This is a genomic window from Pseudomonas sp. Irchel s3b5, assembly GCF_900187435.1.
In the GTDB taxonomy this organism is placed as follows: domain Bacteria; phylum Pseudomonadota; class Gammaproteobacteria; order Pseudomonadales; family Pseudomonadaceae; genus Aquipseudomonas.
In genome coordinates this window covers 22,261-42,386 of sequence record NZ_FYDY01000015.1, presented here as the reverse complement: position 1 = coordinate 42,386, position 20,126 = coordinate 22,261, and the positions used below count along the sequence as shown (strand labels likewise).

At 61.6% G+C, this 20,126-nt stretch carries 17 protein-coding genes; 7 read left to right on the top strand and 10 right to left on the bottom strand.

All coding sequences use genetic code 11. From position 1 onward, the window contains the following. Positions 1-21: 21 nt before the first annotated feature. The 7 genes from CKW15_RS16730 to cysD form a co-directional block, all read right to left on the bottom strand. Positions 22-489 carry an SRPBCC domain-containing protein gene (locus tag CKW15_RS16730; RefSeq protein ID WP_095059626.1) on the bottom strand — a complete coding sequence of 156 codons (468 nt, stop codon included), beginning with the start codon at positions 487-489 and terminating at the stop codon, positions 22-24. Between the two features lie 20 nt (positions 490-509). Continuing rightward, the gene (locus CKW15_RS16725) at positions 510-965 is read right to left on the bottom strand and encodes a nuclear transport factor 2 family protein (protein WP_095059625.1); all 456 of its coding nucleotides are present in this window, start codon (positions 963-965) and stop codon (positions 510-512) included. Between the two features lie 21 nt (positions 966-986). Beyond that, a complete protein-coding gene (locus tag CKW15_RS16720; protein ID WP_095059624.1) occupies positions 987-1,703 on the bottom strand; it encodes an EthD domain-containing protein in 717 nt (238 codons plus the stop codon). An 18-nt stretch (positions 1,704-1,721) separates the two neighbouring features. Further along, complete coding sequence (locus CKW15_RS16715) at positions 1,722-2,909, bottom strand: sulfotransferase (protein ID WP_095059623.1); 1,188 nt, start codon at positions 2,907-2,909, stop codon at positions 1,722-1,724. Next, on the bottom strand, positions 2,906-4,018 hold the full coding sequence (locus CKW15_RS16710; RefSeq protein ID WP_095059622.1) for a DUF1214 domain-containing protein: 1,113 nt from the start codon (positions 4,016-4,018) through the stop codon (positions 2,906-2,908). Before CKW15_RS16710 ends, CKW15_RS16715 begins: the two co-directional genes overlap by 4 nt. Before the next feature lie 108 nt (positions 4,019-4,126). Continuing rightward, positions 4,127-6,040, bottom strand: a complete 1,914-nt coding sequence (gene cysN / locus CKW15_RS16705; RefSeq protein WP_095059621.1) for a sulfate adenylyltransferase subunit CysN — start codon at positions 6,038-6,040, stop codon at positions 4,127-4,129. Further along, positions 6,040-7,026 (bottom strand): sulfate adenylyltransferase subunit CysD, encoded by a 987-nt coding sequence (cysD, locus tag CKW15_RS28805; protein ID WP_256580364.1) that lies wholly within the window; start codon positions 7,024-7,026, stop codon positions 6,040-6,042. Before cysD ends, cysN begins: the two co-directional genes overlap by 1 nt. 1,055 nt (positions 7,027-8,081) lie before the next feature. Here cysD and cysQ point away from each other — a divergent pair. Continuing rightward, the gene (gene cysQ, locus CKW15_RS16695; protein ID WP_177408839.1) at positions 8,082-8,846 is read left to right on the top strand and encodes a 3'(2'),5'-bisphosphate nucleotidase CysQ; all 765 of its coding nucleotides are present in this window, start codon (positions 8,082-8,084) and stop codon (positions 8,844-8,846) included. A 420-nt stretch (positions 8,847-9,266) separates the two neighbouring features. On the opposite strand, the gene CKW15_RS16690 is transcribed toward cysQ, so the two are convergent. The 3 genes from CKW15_RS16690 to CKW15_RS16680 all read right to left on the bottom strand — a co-directional run bounded on the left by CKW15_RS16690 (position 9,267) and on the right by CKW15_RS16680 (position 11,639). Continuing rightward, a complete protein-coding gene (locus CKW15_RS16690; RefSeq protein WP_095059619.1) occupies positions 9,267-9,722 on the bottom strand; it encodes a nuclear transport factor 2 family protein in 456 nt (151 codons plus the stop codon). A gap of 89 nt (positions 9,723-9,811) precedes the next feature. Next, complete coding sequence (locus CKW15_RS16685) at positions 9,812-10,240, bottom strand: nuclear transport factor 2 family protein (RefSeq protein WP_256580362.1); 429 nt, start codon at positions 10,238-10,240, stop codon at positions 9,812-9,814. A gap of 70 nt (positions 10,241-10,310) precedes the next feature. Then, complete coding sequence (locus CKW15_RS16680; RefSeq protein WP_095059617.1) at positions 10,311-11,639, bottom strand: MFS transporter; 1,329 nt, start codon at positions 11,637-11,639, stop codon at positions 10,311-10,313. Positions 11,640-11,894: 255 nt separating this feature from the next. Here CKW15_RS16680 and CKW15_RS16675 point away from each other — a divergent pair, with 255 nt between their 5' ends. From CKW15_RS16675 to CKW15_RS16650, 6 genes are all read left to right on the top strand, one after another. Beyond that, complete coding sequence (locus tag CKW15_RS16675) at positions 11,895-12,980, top strand: alkene reductase (RefSeq protein WP_095059616.1); 1,086 nt, start codon at positions 11,895-11,897, stop codon at positions 12,978-12,980. Then, on the top strand, positions 12,977-14,830 hold the full coding sequence (locus CKW15_RS16670; protein ID WP_095059615.1) for a long-chain-acyl-CoA synthetase: 1,854 nt from the start codon (positions 12,977-12,979) through the stop codon (positions 14,828-14,830). The genes CKW15_RS16675 and CKW15_RS16670 overlap by 4 nt, the downstream gene beginning before the upstream one ends. After that, positions 14,823-15,908, top strand: a complete 1,086-nt coding sequence (locus tag CKW15_RS16665) for an MBL fold metallo-hydrolase (RefSeq protein WP_095152458.1) — start codon at positions 14,823-14,825, stop codon at positions 15,906-15,908. The genes CKW15_RS16670 and CKW15_RS16665 overlap by 8 nt, the downstream gene beginning before the upstream one ends. 67 nt (positions 15,909-15,975) lie before the next feature. Continuing rightward, positions 15,976-17,643 carry a DUF1302 domain-containing protein gene (locus CKW15_RS16660; RefSeq protein ID WP_095152457.1) on the top strand — a complete coding sequence of 556 codons (1,668 nt, stop codon included), beginning with the start codon at positions 15,976-15,978 and terminating at the stop codon, positions 17,641-17,643. A gap of 94 nt (positions 17,644-17,737) precedes the next feature. Beyond that, positions 17,738-18,949: a thiolase family protein gene (locus tag CKW15_RS16655; RefSeq protein ID WP_095059612.1), complete on the top strand. Its 1,212-nt coding sequence runs from the start codon at positions 17,738-17,740 to the stop codon at positions 18,947-18,949. A 4-nt stretch (positions 18,950-18,953) separates the two neighbouring features. Next, positions 18,954-19,904 carry an OB-fold domain-containing protein gene (locus CKW15_RS16650; protein ID WP_095152456.1) on the top strand — a complete coding sequence of 317 codons (951 nt, stop codon included), beginning with the start codon at positions 18,954-18,956 and terminating at the stop codon, positions 19,902-19,904. Positions 19,905-20,126: the final 222 nt, after the last annotated feature.

The following is a 20,126-nucleotide window of genomic DNA, read 5'->3' as shown; positions in this document are numbered from 1 at the left end:
TTCTGGTAGGGAATGGGGCGTTCAGGTGCGACTGGCGTGCAGTTCTTCGGCACGTCGTTTCAGATCCAGGGCCATCTGGTCGAAGCCGGTTTTTACCCAGGCTCCGTGTTCACGCATGATCGTGTCCTGGTTCAGGCCCAGGAAAATGTCAGTGGTGAAATAGCTGCAGCGGTTGGCATCGATGGCCTTGATGTACTGATCGCGGCGGGCGGCGTCCATGTTTTCCGGGACGGGGCGCTGCTCCCAGGACAGCAGTCGCTCGGGGTCGCAGGCCACGAGGTATTCGAAGACCGGAACGGTTTCGCCGGTATCGGGCGTAAGTACCTGCATATGCACCTCGTCGCCGATCTGCAGGCCGCACTGAATGTTCGGGCAGAAGCTGTTCCACTGGTGGTAATTGTCCAGATCAATGAGCACTTCCCAGACCACCCGGGCGGGGGCATTAATTTCCACCGTGTGGGAGGTCACTATGTTTTCTGCTCTGGCCATGACTGTCTCCTGTTGTGCATTCAGTTGATGGGTTTGGAGGTGATCTGCAGCTGTTCACTCAAGGGCTGGATAGTCTCGAGCAGGGTTTCGTAGCCCGTCTCGGCGATCATCCAGCGCTCGCCGCGCTTGATGTAGCGATCCTGGTAGATCGCACTGCCGTGCATGTGGGTGTTTTCCTCGAGGTTGATGAACACGTAGCTCAGGTACCAGAGGGCTGTCGCCTGGTCGCCATCGACTTCGATTTCCGGGGTGTGACCGTTGTGGGTGGCCAGGCGGGTTTTGGTGAACGAGGTGCGATAGAAGTCCAGCGCATCGCCCAGGCCATTGACGTGGAACTCGTAGGCAGGGCTCTTGAACGACAGGGCGACGTCCTCGGTCAGCATGCCCTGGAGCATCTCGATGTTGCAGGTGTCGATGGCGCGGAAATAGCGCGCCTTGAGCTGTTTGATCAGCTCGATTGCTTCTAGATCCAACATGTGAAGCCTCCTTGGGGCCACTCAGGCACTGAGCTGGTACTCGCTGGTGAGGATGCAGTCGATCTTCTGGAAGTCGATGAATTTGCTGGTCGATTCGTACATGGCTTGCTGGCGCTGCGCGCACTTGTCCGGGTCGCCCAGGGCGGCGAAGAATCCTTGCGGATTACCGATGGCCTCGGGCGGGAAGTTCTCTTCGACGATGGCGTGCAGCACCGGTGCGCCGAAGGTCAGCGCGCGTACCACGGTGTTCTGCCGGTAGCCGAAGATCGATTGCAGCGGATAGGCATTAGGCCCGTGTCCGTTGCGCCAGGTGTCGTACCAATGCTCGTAGCTCATCCGGTCTGGCTTGTGCAGCAACGCCACCTGATTCATGCCGGGCGTGCGCTCGCCGACCGGCACCCGATACTGGGCGGCACGGGGCTGGCGCTCCTCGGGATACGGCTCGGATTCCACCACCAGATAAGCCTCCAGGCGGCGGGTCTTGGGCGCCACGAGTGCCTGGATGGCGGGCCATTGCGAGGCACTGTCCAGCCACAACGAGAGCAACCCGTCCAGGGGCACGGCGCTATTGGTGATGCGCTGCGTCGAGGCGGCGGCCACCGCCTCGTCGACCAGCATCACGCGGAGGTTTTTTGCACCGGCTGCAGTCAATGCGTCGCGCAGGTCGAACAAATCCGCACGCCATTGCCTGGCGTTGGGTTGTGTCGGCTTCCACAAGGTCAAGATGATTTTTTCCATGATTTCTCCAACCTGCGTTCAGTGATTGACGCTCAGGTGACGGGCGCGATATTCGCTGTAGTCCTGGATCATCTGCGTCTCGTTCAGACCGAAGCGCTCCAGGCTGTAGTCATGGCTGGCACGTTTTTCCCGGCTGTTTTGCGACAGCCAGCCCTGCGCGTCGGCGCGGGCCTTATCGGTAAACGGCAGATTGGCGAAGGCGTAGACCTTTTCCAGCACTTGCAGCGGCTGCTTCACGGTGTCGGCGAAGTGGATGTCGAGAAAGCGCTCGGCCACATGCTGTTCGCGAACCTGCATGGTGTGACGGATGCCTCGCGCCATGCGGTTGTTCCACTGCTCACCAGCGGCTTTCGGGTCCGGGTTGTCGCTGTACATCTGCCACAGGGTGTGGGCCATGCTGGCCATCGACGGGATGGTCTGGGCCGGTTCACGGTGGGTCAGAATCACCTGCGCCTTGGGGAAGACATCCAGCAGCAAATCCAGGGTGTGCAGATGTTGTGGCGCTTTGAGCAGCCAGCGTTGACCTGCCGGCTCACGCCGTTGTTGCTTCTGCCACTGCAAGAACTGCAGCATTTTCTTCAGTTGGGTGTAGACCGGCCGCTGGTCTTGCTGATCCAGCCAGCGGGTATAACTAGGCACGTTGACGTAGGCGTCCATGGCGCACATGAACGAGTGTTCCATGAGCATGAACTCTTCGTCGCAGAGCATCGGATCCAGCGGGTGGATCGCGAGGATCTGCGGGATCACCTCGGCCATCAGATCGACCTCGGCCTTGGCCTGGGCGATGCGCTTGGCCGGCGCGGCCAGAGTTTCGTCAGTCAGCGGTGCCGGAAAGCGAGTTTCCCACCAGGCGGCGGAGTAGAAGCGTGGGTCGACCGCCAGCGTGCGCTGAAGCATGGTGGTGCCGGTGCGCGGCAGGCCGACGATGACCAGCGGATCGTCGATTTGTATCTGGGTTATTTCTGGATGACGGCGCAGGTAGTCTTCCATCACCAGGCGGTTGACCAGTTGCCCGACCAACCTTTCTTCCAGCAAATACAGGCCGGAGGCTGACAGCTGGGCTTCGGCGGCCAGGGCATCGAGCAGCGCCTGCAACGACTCGCGGTAGTTGTCATCGCCAAAATCGCTCAGGCCATTGCTGCGCGCGATGGCGCTGGCCAGCAGTTTTTCGACGGTCAGGTCTTCAATGCGGGTGTGCGCGTTCATACGGCCTCCGCGACGGCAGATACGTTTACGACGCGGGTGGTGGGGTGGCATTGCTCCCGGGCGCCGACCCAACGCAGGCAGAGCGTGCCCTGGCGTACACCGGCGGTTTGCAGCCAGTTGCTCACCCCGGGGTCCAGCTCACTGAGTACCAGCGTCACGCCGCCGTTGTCGTCGTAGCGGGCCTGATGCTTGTTGAAACAGATCTGGTGGTAGCGGTAGTCCAGCGACTCCATCCAGTAATTGTTGATCTGCAAGTTCCAGAAGTCGCAGTCCGGCACTTTATCAATGTGGATGACCAACGCCTCGTCCGCGGCTAGCGCCCAGTGCGAGTGGTAGTAGAAAATGTTCGGATCGCCGCCAACTGACTGGCAGAGCGCCTGGTTGGCTGGGGGCAACTGATTGCTGTGCGGCAGGTAGCTTTCGCTCCAGTCGGCGAACAGCCGGGCGGTGTTTTCCACGAAGCTCGATACCCGCGCCAGGCCTTGTTGGAACGTCGCCGGGTCAAGGGCCTGTGGCTTGGAATCGGTGCCGATGCGCTCGATGCTCAACTTGGCCGGCACTTCGCTGCGACGGTCAAGAAACGTCTGGCGTACGATCAAGGCATTGGTGGCGCCTTCCATTTTCAGCCAGTTGCCCGTTTGCGGTTCGCTGCTGAGGATGATTTCAAAATTGCCCTGGTCATCGACCTGTAGCTGGCTGGCATCGATGAAACCGGTCTGGATCAGGGTGCCGTCGGTTTCATAACCGCCTTTCTGGGTGCCAAAGCTCAGGTAGGCGACACTGCCGCGCTGGCCTTTGATGCGATAGTCCAGCGTGCCGTCCAGGCGCGAGTACTCATAGAGGTTGTCCGGGTTGTCGGCGCCAATTTTCGCGGTCTCGTGGGAGGTCTTGAAGAAACTGGGAAACGCCGGGTCGGCAAACTCGATGTGCATCTCCAGGCCGATGCGCAGCAGGCGCGTCAGGTAGCGGAAGCCTTCGGCGCGGGTGGCCGCATCGACGGGTGCTTCGGGACGCAGGATCTGCTCGCCGCAGCGCTTGAGGTGATCGCAGAACGTGGCCCAGGTCTGGCCACTCAACAGCTGTTGTTCGTCAATAGAGCTGATTGTCATTGTTAGACTCTCTTGATTAGGCGAATCCGGCTCGTGAGCGACTGCCAAGAGGCGCTTGAGCCGGATTCACGGGACACGGTCAAATGCCCGGCGAACCGGGCGCCGGGGCTAGAGTTCCTTACCGATGAAGCCGCGCTCGGTCAGCACCTCGATGATCCGGTCCACTGCACCCTCCGGCGTCAGCTTGCTGGTCTGGATATGGATGTCCGGCTTGCTCGGTACCTCATAAGGCGAGTCGATGCCTGTGAAGTTTTTCAACTCACCGCGGCGGACTTTCTTGTACAGGCCCTTGGGGTCGCGCTCTTCGGCCACGGCCAGCGGCGTGTCGACGAAGATCTCGATGAACTCGCCTTCCTGCAGCAGCCCACGCGCCATCTCGCGCTCGGAGCGGAACGGCGAGATGAAGGCGGTCAACACGATCATCCCGGCATCCACGAACAACTTGGACACCTCGGCCACCCGGCGAATGTTCTCTACCCGGTCGGCATCGGTGAAGCCCAGGTCGCGGTTCAAGCCGTGACGCACGTTGTCGCCGTCGAGCAAGTAGGTATGGCGGCCGCGGGCGTACAGCCGGGTTTCCAGCAAGTTGGCGATGGCCGATTTGCCAGCCCCCGACAAACCGGTGAACCACAGCAGCACCGGCTGCTGGCCCATCTGTTCGGCACGTGCCTTCTTGTTCACATCCACGTGCTGCATATGGATGTTCTGCGAACGGCGCAGCGAGAACTCGATCAGGCCTGCGCCGACGGTGGCGTTGGTCAGGCGGTCGATGAGGATGAAGCTGCCGGTTTCGCGATTGTCCTTATAGGGATCGAAAGCGATCGGCTGGCTGGAGAAGAGGTTGCACACGCCGATCTCGTTCAACGCCAGTTCCTTGGCCGCCAAGTGCTCCATGGTGTTGACGTTGATCTTGTACTTGGGCACCGCCAGGGTGACCGACAGCGTCTTGCCGCCGATCTTCATTAAGTAAGGGCGACCGGCGAGCATGGCCTGTTCGTGCATCCAGATCAGGCTGACCTGGAACTGGTCGGCGACGCTGGCCGGGTCTTCCGAAGTGGACAGGACATCGCCGCGGCTGCAATCGACTTCGTCGGTCAGGGTCAGGGTGATGGACTGCCCGGCCACGGCTTGTTGCAGGTCGCCGTCGAGGGTAACGATGCGCGAGATTCGGCTCTCTTGCCCGGCCGGCAACACACGTACGCGGTCGCCGGGACGAACCACGCCGCTGGCGATGGTGCCGGTGAAACCACGGAAATCCAGGTTGGGGCGGTTGACCCACTGCACCGGCATGCGAAACGACAGTTTCTGCTGGTGCGCCTCGTCGATCTCGACGGTTTCCAGGTAACCCATCAGCGTGGTTCCGCGGTACCAAGGCATGTGCTCGCTCTGCTCGGTGATGTTCTCACCCCGCAGCGCGGACATCGGGATGGCGGTGACATCCTGAAGATTGATCTGCCTGGCGAAGGCGCGGTAGTCATCGACGATGGCGTTGAAGACTTTCTCCGAGTAGTCCATCAAGTCCATCTTGTTGACGGCCAGGACCACCTTGCGAATGCCGATCAGCGAAGCCAGATAGCTGTGACGCCTGGATTGGGTCAGCACGCCGCGTCGGGCGTCGATCATTACCACGGCCACGTCGGCCGTGGAGGCTCCGGTCACCATGTTGCGGGTGTACTGCTCATGGCCCGGGGTATCGGCAACGATGAACTTGCGCAGCTCCGTGGAGAAAAAACGGTAGGCCACGTCGATGGTAATGCCTTGTTCGCGCTCGGCGGCCAGGCCGTCAACCAACAGCGCGAAATCCAGTTCACCACCCTGGGTGCCGTCTTTTTTCGAGTCGGCCTCCAGCGCTTCCATCTGGTCTTCGAAGAGCATTTTCGAATCGTAAAGCAGGCGTCCGATCAGCGTGCTCTTGCCATCGTCCACGCTGCCACAGGTAATGAAGCGCAGCAGGCTCTTGTGCTCGTGGGCCTTGAGGTATTGCCCGATATCCTCGGCAATCAGGTCAGATACGTGTGCCATTAGAAGTACCCCTCTTGTTTTTTCTTCTCCATCGATGCGGACGAGTCGTGGTCGATCATTCGCCCCTGACGTTCGGACGTGCGGGTCAGGAGCATTTCCTGAATGATCTTGGGCAGGGTGTCGGCATCGGACTCGACGGCACCGGTGAGCGGGTAGCAACCCAGAGTGCGGAAGCGCACGTTGCGCATCATCGGCACTTCACCCGGGTTCAGCGGCATGCGTGCGTCATCGACCATGATCAGCATCCCGTCACGCTCGACCACCGGGCGCGGTGCGGCGAAATACAGCGGTACGATCGGGATGTTTTCCAGATAGATGTATTGCCAGATGTCCAGCTCGGTCCAGTTGGACAGAGGGAACACGCGGATCGACTCGCCCTTGTGTTTACGCGTGTTGTACAGGTGCCAAAGCTCTGGACGCTGGTTCTTCGGGTCCCAGCGGTGCTGATCGGAGCGAAAGGAGAAAATCCGTTCCTTGGCCCGGGATTTTTCTTCGTCGCGACGCGCGCCGCCGAAGGCCGCGTCGAAACCGTAGTGATCGAGTGCCTGTTTCAGGCCCTCGGTTTTCATGATGTCGGTGTGGATCTGCGACCCGTGCTTGAACGGGCTGATGCCCATTTCAATGCCTTCGGGGTTGGTGTGGGTCAGCAGGTCGACGTTCAGCTTGGCCACCATCTGATCGCGGAAGCGATACATCTCCTGGAACTTCCAGGTGGTGTCGACATGCAGTAAGGGGAAGGGCGGCTTGGCCGGGTAGAAGGCCTTCATGGCCAGGTGCAGCATGACCGCACTGTCCTTGCCGATGGAGTAGAGCATGACCGGATTGTCGGAGTCGGCGACAACCTCGCGCATTGCCTGGATGCTTTCCGCTTCCAGTCGTTGCAGATGGGTAAGCGTCATAGATTTTCCTCTCGCTTTTTGTTGTTGTCGTTTATCAACGTACAACTGCTGCGATTCGGACTTATGCGCGACTTGATGTTTTAACATCAGGCGCAACATCTGCAGCATGGGATCGCGGGGCAGGGGGGGAGCGACTGTGGCGGGCACGTGATCGAGCTCATCGTCAGGACAAACGCGCGCGGCTTGCTGACTGATCTGGGTCGCCAGGTCGCGGGCACCGCTGAGCATTGCGCTGGCTTCGGGCAGATGAAACAGATGCAGCCGTTCGGCGCGTTCGCCGGCCCAGGTGATGAAGGTCGCGGCGCGTTGCCAGTGCATGCCCGAGAGCAGGGCGAACACTTTGCGGTCGACGGAGCGATACAAACGGTCGAAGAACGCTTCCAGGTGGGGCGCGCGCAAGCCGTCTTCGTATGGCAGCCAGAGCACCTTGCCGCGATTGCTGACCGCGCGCAGTACTCCGTGACTGAGCTTGCCCTGGTCGTTGCGCGCACCGTAGTCATCGATCCAGTGGATCTCGCCGTTCTGCGTACGAGCCTGTTCGAGGATGTCCCGGTAGGTGCCGCGGTACCAACGCTGCACCGCTAGCGAAGCATTCGCGACGCGCTTGGCCGGGCGCTCGGCATTGAGCTGCCAGCGTTGCAAATAATGGGCGGCGGTGCGTTCCGGCAAGTCGATATCGTGCAGGCGCTTGACCAGTGCCTGCATCGCTTCCAGTTGCCAGAGCAGGAAGGGTAACTGGTGTCGTTCCGGCGGCGTACTGACCAGCAATCGGTAGATGTTCTGTTCCTGCTCGGCAGACAGGCTGCGGCCTTCACCTTGCTTGCGCCCGCGTTCGCGCACGGGCACGGCATTCCAGCCACCGGCCTGCCACGCCTTGTAGGCAGAAATGATCGTCGGCGATGAGAGTCCGGTGTCCTGGCTGATGGCTTTGAGCGTGCTGCCAGCGATGCGCAATTGCACGGCGCGCAGGCGAAGCTTGTTGATCTGTGGAACGGATAACTGATTGCCGTGGGACACAGGAACTCCTGTTAAACATCCATTTGCGCAGTGGCGGTGGTGCGGATGTCTGTACTGTTCCCGGATCCGGAAAACGGCGCATAGGCCGAATGGACCATACGAAGAACAAAAACAGGAGAATTGCCATGAACGAGTCAATGACTGTTCTGCTTGAAGACGTCATCGCTATTGCTCGCGAAGCAGGTGAGCTGGTGTTGGAGGTGTACCGCTCGGATTTCGAGGTACGCGGCAAAGTCGATGCCTCGCCAGTGACCGAAGCTGACGAGCGTGCCGAGGCTTTGATTCTGCGTGCCTTGGCGGCGCGTACGCCGCAGATTCCGGTGATTTCCGAAGAGGCCGCCGCTGCCGGCCAGGTGCCCGACGTGGGTCAGCGTTTCTGGCTGGTGGACCCGCTGGACGGAACCAGGGAATTCATCAATCGCAATGGCGAGTTCACCGTCAATATCGCCCTGATCGATAACGGTGAGCCGGTGCTTGGGGTGGTTCTGGCGCCCGCGCTGTCGCGTCTGTTCGCGGGTGCCCACGGTTGTGGAGCCTTTATCGAACAGGCCGGGCAGCGCCAACCCATTCACTGCCGTGCAGTGCCGCACGAGGGCCTGGACGTGGTCGCCAGCCGCTCCCATGGCGATGCCGAGGCGCTGGACAAATTCCTCGACGGGCGCCATGTGCGATCACTGAAAAGTGCCGGTTCATCGCTGAAGATTTGCCTGGTGGCGGCCGGTGAGGCCGACCTTTATCCGCGCCTGGGGCGCACCATGGAGTGGGATATCGCTGCGGGGCATGCGGTGCTTGTCGCGGCCGGTGGACAGATCCGCACCCTGGCCGGAGAGGTGTTGCGTTATGGCAAGCCTGGCCTGGACAACCCGCATTTCTATGCTCAGGGTCTATAGATCGCCGGGCATTCGCGAATGTACTCGTTGCATATTTGGATTGGGTGTATATCCGTTGCTGCGGTAACGGCGACTTAGGGTTTCGCTCTTACAGCGAGTCACTTGGAAAAGCCCCAAGTAACCAAGGGCTCTTGCCCCTGGCGTTCGGTGCCTCGCTAATGCTCGGCATGCCCTCGCTCCGGTCCTGCTCCGTGGGTCGCCGCGATGGGCCATCCATGGCCCAGCGCGGCTAAACCGGCATCCTTGCCGGTTTACCCACTGCGCAGAACCTCCACTCGGCCTCTCGATGGGGCAAGAAAATCAAAAGCCAAATCAAAAGCGAAAGCAAAAGCGAGGCGGCCTGACAGCCGACCTGATTTCGCGGATGTACTCGTTGTGATCGTTCCCACGCGGAGCGTGGAAACGATCACAGGCCTGCACCTATCTGTGCGCAGCCTCTGTTGTCGGGCGCAGGATGTCGCGGCATCCCTGCTCGTGACTGATGACCATGCGTCGATGGGCAATACGCCAACCGTTCACCGTCGATACCCAGCGATCCTGATATTCGGCCAGCGATTCATAGGTGATGTCCCGCATGCTGCCGGCGCCGCGATGCGCGGCACGCACGTACACGCGGCTCTCGACGGCCGCATCACTGGCGTCGACCAACAGGTTGCCAAGCAAGTGCTGCGAAGGTCCGCAGCCATCCAGGTGCACACGGATCATCGCCACAATCGGCTCACGCCCTTGAAGGTGTTGCAAGCCGCCATAGTCGGCGGTGGCATCCTCCAGGAAAACATCCTCCATGGCCGACCAGTCGCGTTGGTCGCAAGCACGTGCATAGCGGGAAAGGACTACATTGAGCTCGCGCTCAAGCAGCAGATTGTTGATGTCCATCTTGCCTCCCTTCATTTCCGGTTTTTTCGGTTGACCTGATGCTCGGCCCGCTTCGGGTTCCCCTCATCGTCCGTTCAGACCATTTGCGGCTACATCACCAAATGCCCGCGCAAATCCCCCAACATGTCCAGGTGCGAATAATCACGAAAGCTGAACCGCCAGACCCCGTCGACACGCTCGAACTCATCAAGGTAGCGCCCGGCGGCAATGGGTTGCAGGGGGAGTGTGTCGGTGGCCTGCAGCACGGTGTAGCAGGCGCGAACCGTGGCGGTTCCCGAGGCTTCGTCGATGTCGATGATGGGGTTGCTAATGACGTGTCGGGTGCGCGGTGTACCGCAGGGGTAGAGCTTGATGCGTTGCTGCCAGATGCCCAGCAGGGCGGTGTGATCAAGGCACTCGCCCTGGCTGTTTACCTTGATGCGGGCATGCCGAAACAGTTCGGCGGCCTCGACCAGTCGGCCGCTGTCCAGGTACTCGGCGTAACGGTAGAGCAGGTTGCAGATCTGTACGGCGCTCATGGCATTCCTCATGAAAAAAAGCCGCTGCAACCTGGCAAGGTTGCAGCGGCGCGGTGGTGCAGGAAAGGAGTCAGGCCGTCACGGCCCGGACCGGTGCAAGGGGTGCAGCCGGGTGCTTCATCTGTTGGCGATAACGCGGCAGTGCCAGGGCCAGGAACACGCTGGCCAGCAACAGCATCGACACCGACGAAGCCAGGGCATAGCGCAGCGATTCACTGCCCAGGGTCGGCACGAAGAAATCGCTGAGCATGCCGACGAACAGCGGTCCGATACCAACGCCCAGCAGGGTCATGGACATGACGAAAATCGCCGTGGCCTGGGCCAGGCGTGTGGCCGGGAACAGGTGGGTAATGGCACTCAGGCACGGTGTTGCCCACCACACGCCGAAGAAGGCGAAGGCGCTGTAGAACAGGAACGCCTGGGGCACGGCGATGCTGCCGATATGGAACGCCGTGCCTTGGGGCCAGAGGAAGTACGCCAGGGCGAAGGGGATGCTGATCAGCGTACCCAGCAACGGCACGCCGATTTGCCAGCCGACATCGCGCCGCGCCATGCGGTCGGTGAGCATGCCACACAACAGGGTGCCGACGGTCGCGCCGCCACCGCCCACCACGCCCACCAAAAATCCGGCCTCTTGCAGGTTGAGGCCGTGGGAACGGATCAGGAAACTCGGGCTCCAGGTGCCGATGGCGTAGCCGGCAATCGCCGCCGCGCCGCCGGTGAGCACCAGGCACAGGAACGAGGGCATGCGAAACAGTTCGACCAGGGTCTTGAGCCAGCCATCCTGTTGCGTCGCGAGGTGGCCCAGCGGCACTGCGCGCTGGGGTGCCCGCACAGTCAGCAGCAGAAGCAGGCCAAGGAAGATCCCGGGTGCGCCGATCAGCAAGAAGGCGTAGCGCCAACCGTGGTGCTGGGCAATCCAGCCACCCAGGCCCAGGCCGACGATCGCCCCTAGGCTGGAACCGAGCATCAGCACCGACAGGGCCGTGGATCGGCGGTTCGCCGGGTACAGATCCGAGACCATGGCCACCGACGGCGCCGTACCGCCAGCCTCGCCAACCGCCACGCCAACCCGTGCCAGCACCAGGGTCAGGAAGTTGCCGGCCATCCCGCAAAGCATGGTCATCAGGCTCCAGGCGATGCAGCTGAAGGCGATCACCGGCTTGCGTCCGATGCGGTCCGACAGACGCCCCATCGGGAAGCCGAACACGGTGTAGAACACCGCGAAGGTCACCCCCGAAAGCAGGCCGATGCCGGTATCGGATATACCGAATTCGAGCTTCACCGGTTCGATCAGGATCGCCATCAACTGGCGGTCGATGTAGTTGAACACATAGATGCTGGCGAGCACGAACAACGCGTAGTGCGTTCGCCATGTCACGGGGGTGGATTGGTTCACTGCGGGTGCTCCCGGTTTTGTTCTAGTTGGCGCGATGCTCTACGTGCCCGGTTTTTATTTCATCGTCCGTTCAGACCATCTTTGTCGTACCCAGGCAAGCCGCCTTACCCAATGGCGAACCTAGTCTTGTCGGACGATGTTTCGCTTGTGCTCAACGTCAATCATTCAGCCCGTATCCGCTGGCATGTCAGCGCTTGCCCACGTTGTGGCGAGCATGGCGACAGCCTGAAAACAATAAGAAGCTGAGGAATTGAAATGAGCGTCTTGTTCGAACCGGTCGCCCTGGGCGAACTGCAACTGGCCAACCGCATCGTCATGGCACCCATGACTCGCAGCCGTGCCCTTGCCGATGCGGTCCCTGGTGGCGACATGGTCGAATACTACCGCCAGCGTGCCAGTGCCGGGTTGATTGTCGCTGAGGGCACCGCGCCCTCGGCCAGTGGCCTGGGCTATTGTCGCACCCCGGCCATCTACAGCGACGAGCAGATCGTCGGCTGGCAGCGGGTCACCGAGGCGGTGCATGCCGAGGGCGGGCGCATCGTCCTGCAGCTGATGCACGTTGGTCGCGCCGCCAGCCGGCACAATAAGCCGGCGGGTGCGGCCACGGTCGCACCTTCGGCATTGCGCGCACGCACGCAGGTGTTCAGCGACGCTGCCGGACTGGTGGACACAGACGAGCCCCACGCACTGACTTTGCAAGGCATCGACGACGTGATCGAAGACTATCGCCAGGCCGCATTGAATGCGCGTCTGGCGGGTTTCGACGGTGTCGAACTGCATTGCACCAGCGGCTATCTGCCGATGCAGTTCATGGCCTCCGGCAGCAATCAGCGCAGCGACGCCTACGGCGGCGATGTGACCGGACGGGTGCGTTTTGCCAAGGAAGTGATCGAGGTCATGGCCGGTGCGATTGGCGCCGGACGCGTCGGTTTTCGCCTGTGCCCCGGCAACCCCTACAACGACATCGACGACAGCGATCCGGCGGCCACGGCGGCTGCCTTGTGCGAAGCCGTGGCGTCGCTAAACCTGGCCTACCTGCACATCATGCGCTCGCCACTGGCAGAGCTCGATGCCTTCGCCCTGGCGCGTCGGCACAGTCCGCATGCGTTGATTCTCAACGATGGTTTCGACGGCCTTTCGGCCAGCGCCGCGCTCGCGTCGGGCGAGGGGGTTGCTGTGTCGTTCGGCCGTCACTTTATCGCCAATCCCGATCTGGTGGACCGCTTGAAGCGTGGCCTGCCGCTGAGCCGCTTCGATCGTAAAACGCTCTATACACCGGGCTCGGCGGGCTACTCCGACTACTGCGCCTACCAAGCGATTGCCCAGGAGGTGGCGCAATGAACCTCAATGACTTGAGCCGCGTCTTGCCAACACGTCCAGTGCCACGGGAGCAGACCCAAGCGCTGCTCGACCAACGCTCGGCGGCCGCCGGGCAGATCAAACCGGGCGACCTTTACACCCTGGCCGATCGTCTGGAACAACAGGCAAGCAAGCAAGGAGAGCAAGCGTTCCTGATCTATGGCGAGCAGACCCTGAGCTACTTCGAGGTCGATGCGCGAGCCAACCAGATGGCCCACACCTTTTATGCCAATGGCCTGCGCGCCGGTGATGTCTGCGCCCTGGCCATGGAAAATCGTCCGGCGTTTTTCTGCACATGGTTCGGTCTGGTCAAGCTCGGTGTGGTGGTGGCCTTCATCAACACTCAGGTCAGTGGTCGACCCCTGCTGCATGCGTTGCAGACGACCGAGGCCAAGGCGTTGGTGATCGGTGAAGAGTGCCTGGCCAATGTGCAGGCCACCGAAGGTTTTCCAGACCTGCCGTGCTGGCTGCTGCGAGACGCGGAAAATCCCTGGACCGCAGCGCTGCCCAAGGGAGTCGACGGGCATTTCGATGCGCGCCTGGAGAAAGCCCCGCGCACGCCGTTCCCCCGGGATATCCGCGCGCACATCGACGCGCAGACGCCGACCCTGCTGATCTTTACCTCGGGCACCACAGGCTTGCCCAAGGCGGCGCGTTACAGCCACATGCGCTGGATGTCGTCGGGCGATGTGATGGAAACGACCCTGCAGGCCACCTCCAGGGATGTGTTCTATTGCTGTCTGCCGCTGTACCACGGCGCAGCGGCCACGTCCGTGACGTCGACCGCGCTGCGCGCCGGTGCCGCCATTGTGGTCCGCCGCAAGTTCAGCGTGCGTGAGTTCTGGAAGGACGTGTCTCGTCATCAGATCAGCATCTTCCAGTACATCGGTGAGATCTGCCGCTACCTGCTCAATCAACCGGTGCAAGCGAACGAGCGCGAGCACACCCTGCGCTGCATGCTTGGTGCCGGGCTGTCGCCGGATTCCTGGCAACGCTGGCTGGAGCGCTTCGGCCCGATCCAGGTGTTCGAGGGCTGGGGCGCCACTGAAGCCAATGCTGCAGTGATCAACGTCGACAACTATTTCGGTTCCTGCGGACGCGTGCCGGACTGGAACAAGACCAACCTGCGGCTGGTGCGTTACGACATCGAAAACGACTGCCATCCGCGGGACGAAAACGGTTTCTATCAAGTCTGCAAAGTGGGCGAGGTCGGCGAGGCCATGGGCTTTATCGTCGATCACCCTGAGATAGGTGGCGGGCGTTTCGAGGGCTACACCTCGACCGAGGCCACCGAGAGCAAGATTCGCCGCAATGTGTTGCGCGAGGGCGATGCTTATTGGAGTTCCGGCGACTTGCTGCGCGAAGACGCCGACGGTTACTGCTACTTCGTCGACCGTATCGGCGATACCTATCGCTGGAAGAGCGAGAACGTATCGACTCAGGAAGTCGCGGATGCGTTGGGTGATCTGCCGGGGCTGGAGCTGATCAATATCTATGGCGTCCAGGTGCCGGGCAATGAAGGTCGCGCCGGCATGGCCGCCGTGCTGATGCAGGCGGCCCAGACGTTTGATCCTGTCGCGCTGTACGCCCTGGCTGAAGCGCGCCTGCCGCGTTATGCGGCACCGGTTTTCGTGCGGGTCACCCAGTCGGCGGATCTGACGGCCAGCTTCAAACTGCGCAAAGTGGATCTGCAGCGCCAGGGTTACTGCCCGACCCGTTGCAGCGATCCTCTGTTCATTCGCGACGAACAGGCGCGCACCTATGTGCCTTATTCGACAGAGGCTTTGACGCGGGCCGGCCTGACACCCTTCGCGGTGGCCGACCATGGCTGATCTCGACGTCAACGGTCATGAACTGCGCGGCGGCCTGCGTTATCCCTGGCCGCAAGCGCCCGACTCCGGACAGGTGCGCGAAGTGGCGCCAGGCGTGTGGTGGCTGCGCATGCCGCTGCCGTTTCGCCTGGACCACATCAACCTTTATCTGCTGCGCCACACCGACGGCTGGGTGGCGGTGGACACCGGCATGAACACCGATCAGACCCGAGAGGTCTGGGACCGGGTGCTGAATGAAGTGTGTGGCGGGTTGCCGTTGCTGGCGGTGGTCTGTACCCATTTTCACTCTGATCATGCCGGGGTCGCCGCGTGGCTTTCGGCGCGTTTTCATTGCCCGGTGTACATGACCGCCAGTGAGTTCCAGTCGCTGCACGTCAAGTTTCCTGCCGATCAAAAACCGGGCTGGGATTTTCTCGATTTTTACCGCAAGGCCGGCGTCAGTGACGAACAGAGCACCGAGATGTTCGCGGTGATGAGCAACGCCCATTTCCTGCCAGTGCCGCTGAACCATTTCCACCGTTTGCACGAAGGCAGTGAACTGCATATCGGCGGCCGTACCTGGCAAGTGGTCATCGGTCGCGGGCACTCGCCGGAGCATGCCTGCCTGTACGCCGCGGATGACGGCTTGCTGATCTCCGGCGACCAGGTGTTGCCGCGCATCACCTCCACCGTCGGTGTGCATGCCACTGAACCGTTGGCCGACCCGCTGCGCGACTGGCTCGATTCCATCGAGCATTTGCGCAGCTTGCCCGACAGCGTGCTGGTGCTGCCGGCGCACGAACGGCCGTTTTTTAATTTGCATGAGCGCCTGGATCAACTGGAAGCCCATCACAAAGGGCACCTGGCGCTGATGCTGGCCAACTGTGACGAGCCGCGCACCGTGCTCGAACTGATGGCCCTGTTGTTTCCCAAGCTATCGGGTCGTTTCGACGAACTGATGGCACTTGGCGAAACGTTGGCCCATGCCAACTACCTGGTGGCCGAAGGGTCGCTGGAGCGGGAAGAGGACCGGGGGCGATATCGCTACCGGCGTGCTGTAAGGGGAGCGTGCGCTGTTACTCCGCTCAAGGTGTTTTGAGCGGACGGCACGGCAGCAGTGTTGAACATTCCAGGCAGCCAGCCGGTTGTCATTGAGGAGAGTCAGTGTGATCAACAAGAACAACAATAACTTCACGGTCAGCGGTTCGAGCGCATTTCAGATCAGCAGTCTCGCGGCGGCCATTGCGCTGTTGTCCACGCCCGTATGGGCCGGTGACACGATCGAGTTCGACAACGGCGCAACCATCGACTGGTCGGTGACCACCAGCTACGGCATCGGTGTGCGCACGGGCAGTCAAAGCGATCGCTTGCTGACGGTCAACGCCGACGATGCCAACCGCAACTTCGACAGCGGCAGTCTGACCACCAACCGCGTGGGCGCCCTGGCAGAAATGATCTTGCGCAAGGACAACTACGGCGCCGTGGTGCGCGGCAGTACCTTTTACGACGACATCTACCACCGCATGAACGATAACGACTCGCCGGCCACCGTGAACAAAAACGGCAGCAACGACGAGTTCACCAGTGATACCCGCTACTACAGCGGCGGTCGCAGCAAAATGTTGGATGTCTATGTATTCAGCGGCTGGCGCTTTGACAACGACACCATGCTGGACGTCAAGGCCGGGCGGCACATCGAGTCCTGGGGCGAAAGCCTGTTCTACCCGGGTGTGAACGGCGTACAAAACCCGTCCGATGCGGTAAAAGCCTCGCAACCGGGTGTTGAAGTCAAGGAAGTACTGTTGCCGGTGGGCCAGTTCTCCGGCTCGTTCCGACTGAACCCCCAACTGACCTTCGGTGCATACGTGCAATACGAATGGAAGGGTACCGAACTGCCGCCGGTGGGCAGCTATCTGTCGGGCAGCGACGTGGTCGGGCCAGGGCGCGAGTTTATCTACGCCAACGGCCAGAAGATCCCTTACCGCGGCACCGACGAGCCGAGTGATGGTGGCCAGTGGGGCGTGCAGATGCGCTACCGCCCGGTGCCAGCAATCGAGCTGTCGCTGTTTCATGTCAACTACCACGACAAGAACCCGGCCACCGCACTGGTCGGCTACAACGCTTTGCCGATTGGCGGTGGCCGCAACGCTTTCGTCAGCAATGGCTACGAGATCAAGTACTTCGAAGACATCAAGCTGACCGGCATCAGCGCCTCGACCAAGATCGGCGACACCCAGGTCGGCGCCGAATGGTCGTACCGCGATGGTGCGCCAGTGATGGTCAATACCGGCCTTGGAGCAGTACCGGCCAAGGGCAAGGGCCAGCAAATGCAGTTGTCGGCGATCCGGATCCTCGGCGACCGTCCCTGGGCCAGCCAGACCAGTCTGACAGCCGAAATCATCCGCGTGCAGGTCGACAGCGTCGAATCCACTTCGGCGGCGCCCAACCTGCAAGGCGTGAACCTATTGCCCTCCCTGGCACCTCTAGTGGCCTCTTCCGATGACTACACCTACAGCACCGCCGCGGGTTACCGCACCAAGTACTCCAGCGCCTACACCGTGGGCGCATCGTTCAGTTATCCGGGAGTTTTCCAAGGCTGGGATCTGGATGTCCCCCTCAGCTTCTCCAACGTCTTCAGCGGCTCCACGCCCATGTCCGGAAGCATTTCCGGCGTTGCCGGTGACCGACGCCTGAGTGCGGGCACGACCTTCAAGTACCTGGGCAACCTGGAACTCGGTTTGAGATACATCGCCTACCTGGGGGAAGCCGACGCGATCGATCGTCCGTTCGCTGACCGCGACTACGCCACGTTTTCGATGAAATACACCTTCTGATTGACGACTCGAGGTCCGGGTCGCCCTGCTGCGCCCGGACCGTCAACACAACCTGGAAAAACGCCGCAGCGTAACGCTTCGGCATGGAGGCACTATGGGGCTCAAAGGGCACGCGGCCATTGTTGGCACCGCACAATACAAACCGGAGAAGTACTCGACTGCGCCCAAGATGTTCCATCTTGAGCAAGTCGCCGACCTGGCGGCCCAGGCCCTGCGCGATGCCGGGCTCAAGGCCTCGGATCTCGACGGGCTGGTGATCAACGGCCCGCATTTTCATGAAGCCTCGGTGTTCGTACCGGCGATGGCGGCCGAATATCTGGGCCTGCGGCTGAACTTCGCCGAAGTGGTGGACCTGGGTGGCTGTACGTCGGTGGGCATGGTCTGGCGCGCTGCCGCTGCCATCGAGCTGGGGCTGTGCCAGGCAGTGCTGTGCGTCATCCCCGCACGCATGGCGCCGTTGGGGCCCGACGAGGACCCTGGCTGGATGGCCCGCTCCATGCGTTTCGGTGGACACAGCACGGCATTCGGCGCGCCTGAAGCCGAGTTCGACCTGCCTTACGGACACATGGGCCAGAACACCGGCTACGCGATGATTGCCCAGCGTTATGCCGCCCAGTACGACTATGATCAGCGCGCCATGGCCAAGATCGCCGTCGATCAGCGCACCAACGCCCTGGCCAACCCGCAAGCGATGTTCTACGGCCAGCCATTGACCATCGAACAGGTGCTGGCCAGCAAAATGGTCGCCGACCCCTTGCACGTCCTGGAAATCGTCATGCCGGTGGCCGGTGGCGCCGCGCTGATCATCACCAACAAGGAAGTGGCGGCGCGGGCGCGCAAACGCCCGGCGTTCATTACCGGCTTTGGCGAGCACCTGGCCTTCAAGTCGCCGTCCTATGCCGAGGACATGCTGCACACGCCGATCGGTCCAGCGTCCCAGCGCGCCTTTGCCATGGCCGGGCTCAAGCCCAAGGACGTCGATGCTGCGCAGATCTACGACTGCTACACCATCACCACCTTGCTGACCCTTGAAGATGCCGGTTTCTGCGCCAAGGGCGAGGGCATGTCGTTCGTGCGCGAACACGACCTGACCTGGCGTGGCGACTTCCCGATGAACACCCATGGCGGGCAACTGAGTTTCGGCCAGTCGGCCTCGGCCGGTGGCATGAGCCAGGTGATCGAGGCGGTGACCCAGATTGCCGGCAATGCAGGCGAACGCCAACTGGGCCGCTGCGACAGCGTCTACGTCTCCGGTACCGGCGGCGTGATGAGCGAGCAGGGCGCATTGATACTTCAGGGAGCATAAGCACATGTCCAACAACAAACCGATGCCGGTCGCGACGCAGATCTCCGCGCCATTCTGGGAGGGCCTGAAGGCTCGCCGTCTGTTGATCCAGCAATGCAACGCCTGTGCACACTGGAACTTCTACCCGCGCCGGCATTGCCCGGTATGCCTTGAACATGACCTGGCCTGGCGCGAAGTCAACGGCGCCGCGACGCTCTACAGCTACACCGTAACGCGCATTGCGACCTTGCCCGACTTCATTGATGAGATGCCGCAGAAACTGGCGGTGGTCGAGTTGGCCGAAGGGGTGCGCATCAACACCAACCTGGTGGGCCTGGACGAAGGCGAAATCAAGATTGGCATGCCGTTGCAGCCAGTGTTCGCCGAGGTCGATGCCAAGGGCACTCGTCTGCTGCGCTTCACCGGGGTGGACAAAGACGCGGCCAGCCTTGAACCGTTGCTGGCGCAGGACAACGAACCGGCGCCTGCGGCATCGGAGCAAACGCCCGCGCGGCAGATCGACCTCAATGACGGTCCGGCTTTGCAGGCGCTGGTCAGCGAGCAGTTCAGCGACTGGAGCAACGTGGTGGTGGTCGAGCAGGCACTGATCGACGACTTTGCCCGGTTGTCGGGCGACGATTACTGGATCCATACCGATCCGGAGCGGGCACGCCTGCAAAGTCCGTTCGGCGGCACTATTGCCCATGGCGCACTGGTGCAGGTGTTGCAGTCGCGGATGAAATTGGCGCTGGGCTTCGAAATCAGCGGCTTCACGACTCAGATCAACTACGGCTCCGATCGCCTGCGCTTCCCGGCTCCGGTACCGGCCGGTTCGCGTATCCATGCGCGGGCCAGGGTGAAAAAAGTCGAAGTCCTGGCCCGTGGCACCCAGATGACTCTGGAGCTCAACACCCATGTGGTCGGCCAGGACCGGCCTTCGGTGATCAACGATCTGGTGATCCTGTACATGGCCTGATCCCCGCCGAAGATCCCCCCGTAGGAGCCGGCTTGCCGGCGATGGCGTCCGTCAGGTCGACGAATGGGTTGTCTGAACTGACGCTATCGCCGGCAAGCCGGCTCCTACAGGGGGGGGGGCGATGCCAATCAGTTCGGTTTGCACATAAATACCCGCCATTCTCCCCACGCCATTCCCGCCAATGCATAAGCCATTTGGACGATGTGTCACCCCTCCCTTGCG

Coding starts and splice junctions, on each gene's coding strand:
- CKW15_RS16730 (WP_095059626.1), bottom strand. CDS start 489: ATGGCCAGAGCAGAAAACATAGTGACCTCCCACACGGTGGAAATTAAT.
- CKW15_RS16725 (WP_095059625.1), bottom strand. CDS start 965: ATGTTGGATCTAGAAGCAATCGAGCTGATCAAACAGCTCAAGGCGCGC.
- CKW15_RS16720 (WP_095059624.1), bottom strand. CDS start 1,703: ATGGAAAAAATCATCTTGACCTTGTGGAAGCCGACACAACCCAACGCC.
- CKW15_RS16715 (WP_095059623.1), bottom strand. CDS start 2,909: ATGAACGCGCACACCCGCATTGAAGACCTGACCGTCGAAAAACTGCTG.
- CKW15_RS16710 (WP_095059622.1), bottom strand. CDS start 4,018: ATGACAATCAGCTCTATTGACGAACAACAGCTGTTGAGTGGCCAGACC.
- cysN (WP_095059621.1), bottom strand. CDS start 6,040: ATGGCACACGTATCTGACCTGATTGCCGAGGATATCGGGCAATACCTC.
- cysD (WP_256580364.1), bottom strand. CDS start 7,026: ATGTTAAAACATCAAGTCGCGCATAAGTCCGAATCGCAGCAGTTGTAC.
- cysQ (WP_177408839.1), top strand. CDS start 8,082: ATGAACGAGTCAATGACTGTTCTGCTTGAAGACGTCATCGCTATTGCT.
- CKW15_RS16690 (WP_095059619.1), bottom strand. CDS start 9,722: ATGGACATCAACAATCTGCTGCTTGAGCGCGAGCTCAATGTAGTCCTT.
- CKW15_RS16685 (WP_256580362.1), bottom strand. CDS start 10,240: ATGAGCGCCGTACAGATCTGCAACCTGCTCTACCGTTACGCCGAGTAC.
- CKW15_RS16675 (WP_095059616.1), top strand. CDS start 11,895: ATGAGCGTCTTGTTCGAACCGGTCGCCCTGGGCGAACTGCAACTGGCC.
- CKW15_RS16670 (WP_095059615.1), top strand. CDS start 12,977: ATGAACCTCAATGACTTGAGCCGCGTCTTGCCAACACGTCCAGTGCCA.
- CKW15_RS16665 (WP_095152458.1), top strand. CDS start 14,823: ATGGCTGATCTCGACGTCAACGGTCATGAACTGCGCGGCGGCCTGCGT.
- CKW15_RS16655 (WP_095059612.1), top strand. CDS start 17,738: ATGGGGCTCAAAGGGCACGCGGCCATTGTTGGCACCGCACAATACAAA.
- CKW15_RS16650 (WP_095152456.1), top strand. CDS start 18,954: ATGTCCAACAACAAACCGATGCCGGTCGCGACGCAGATCTCCGCGCCA.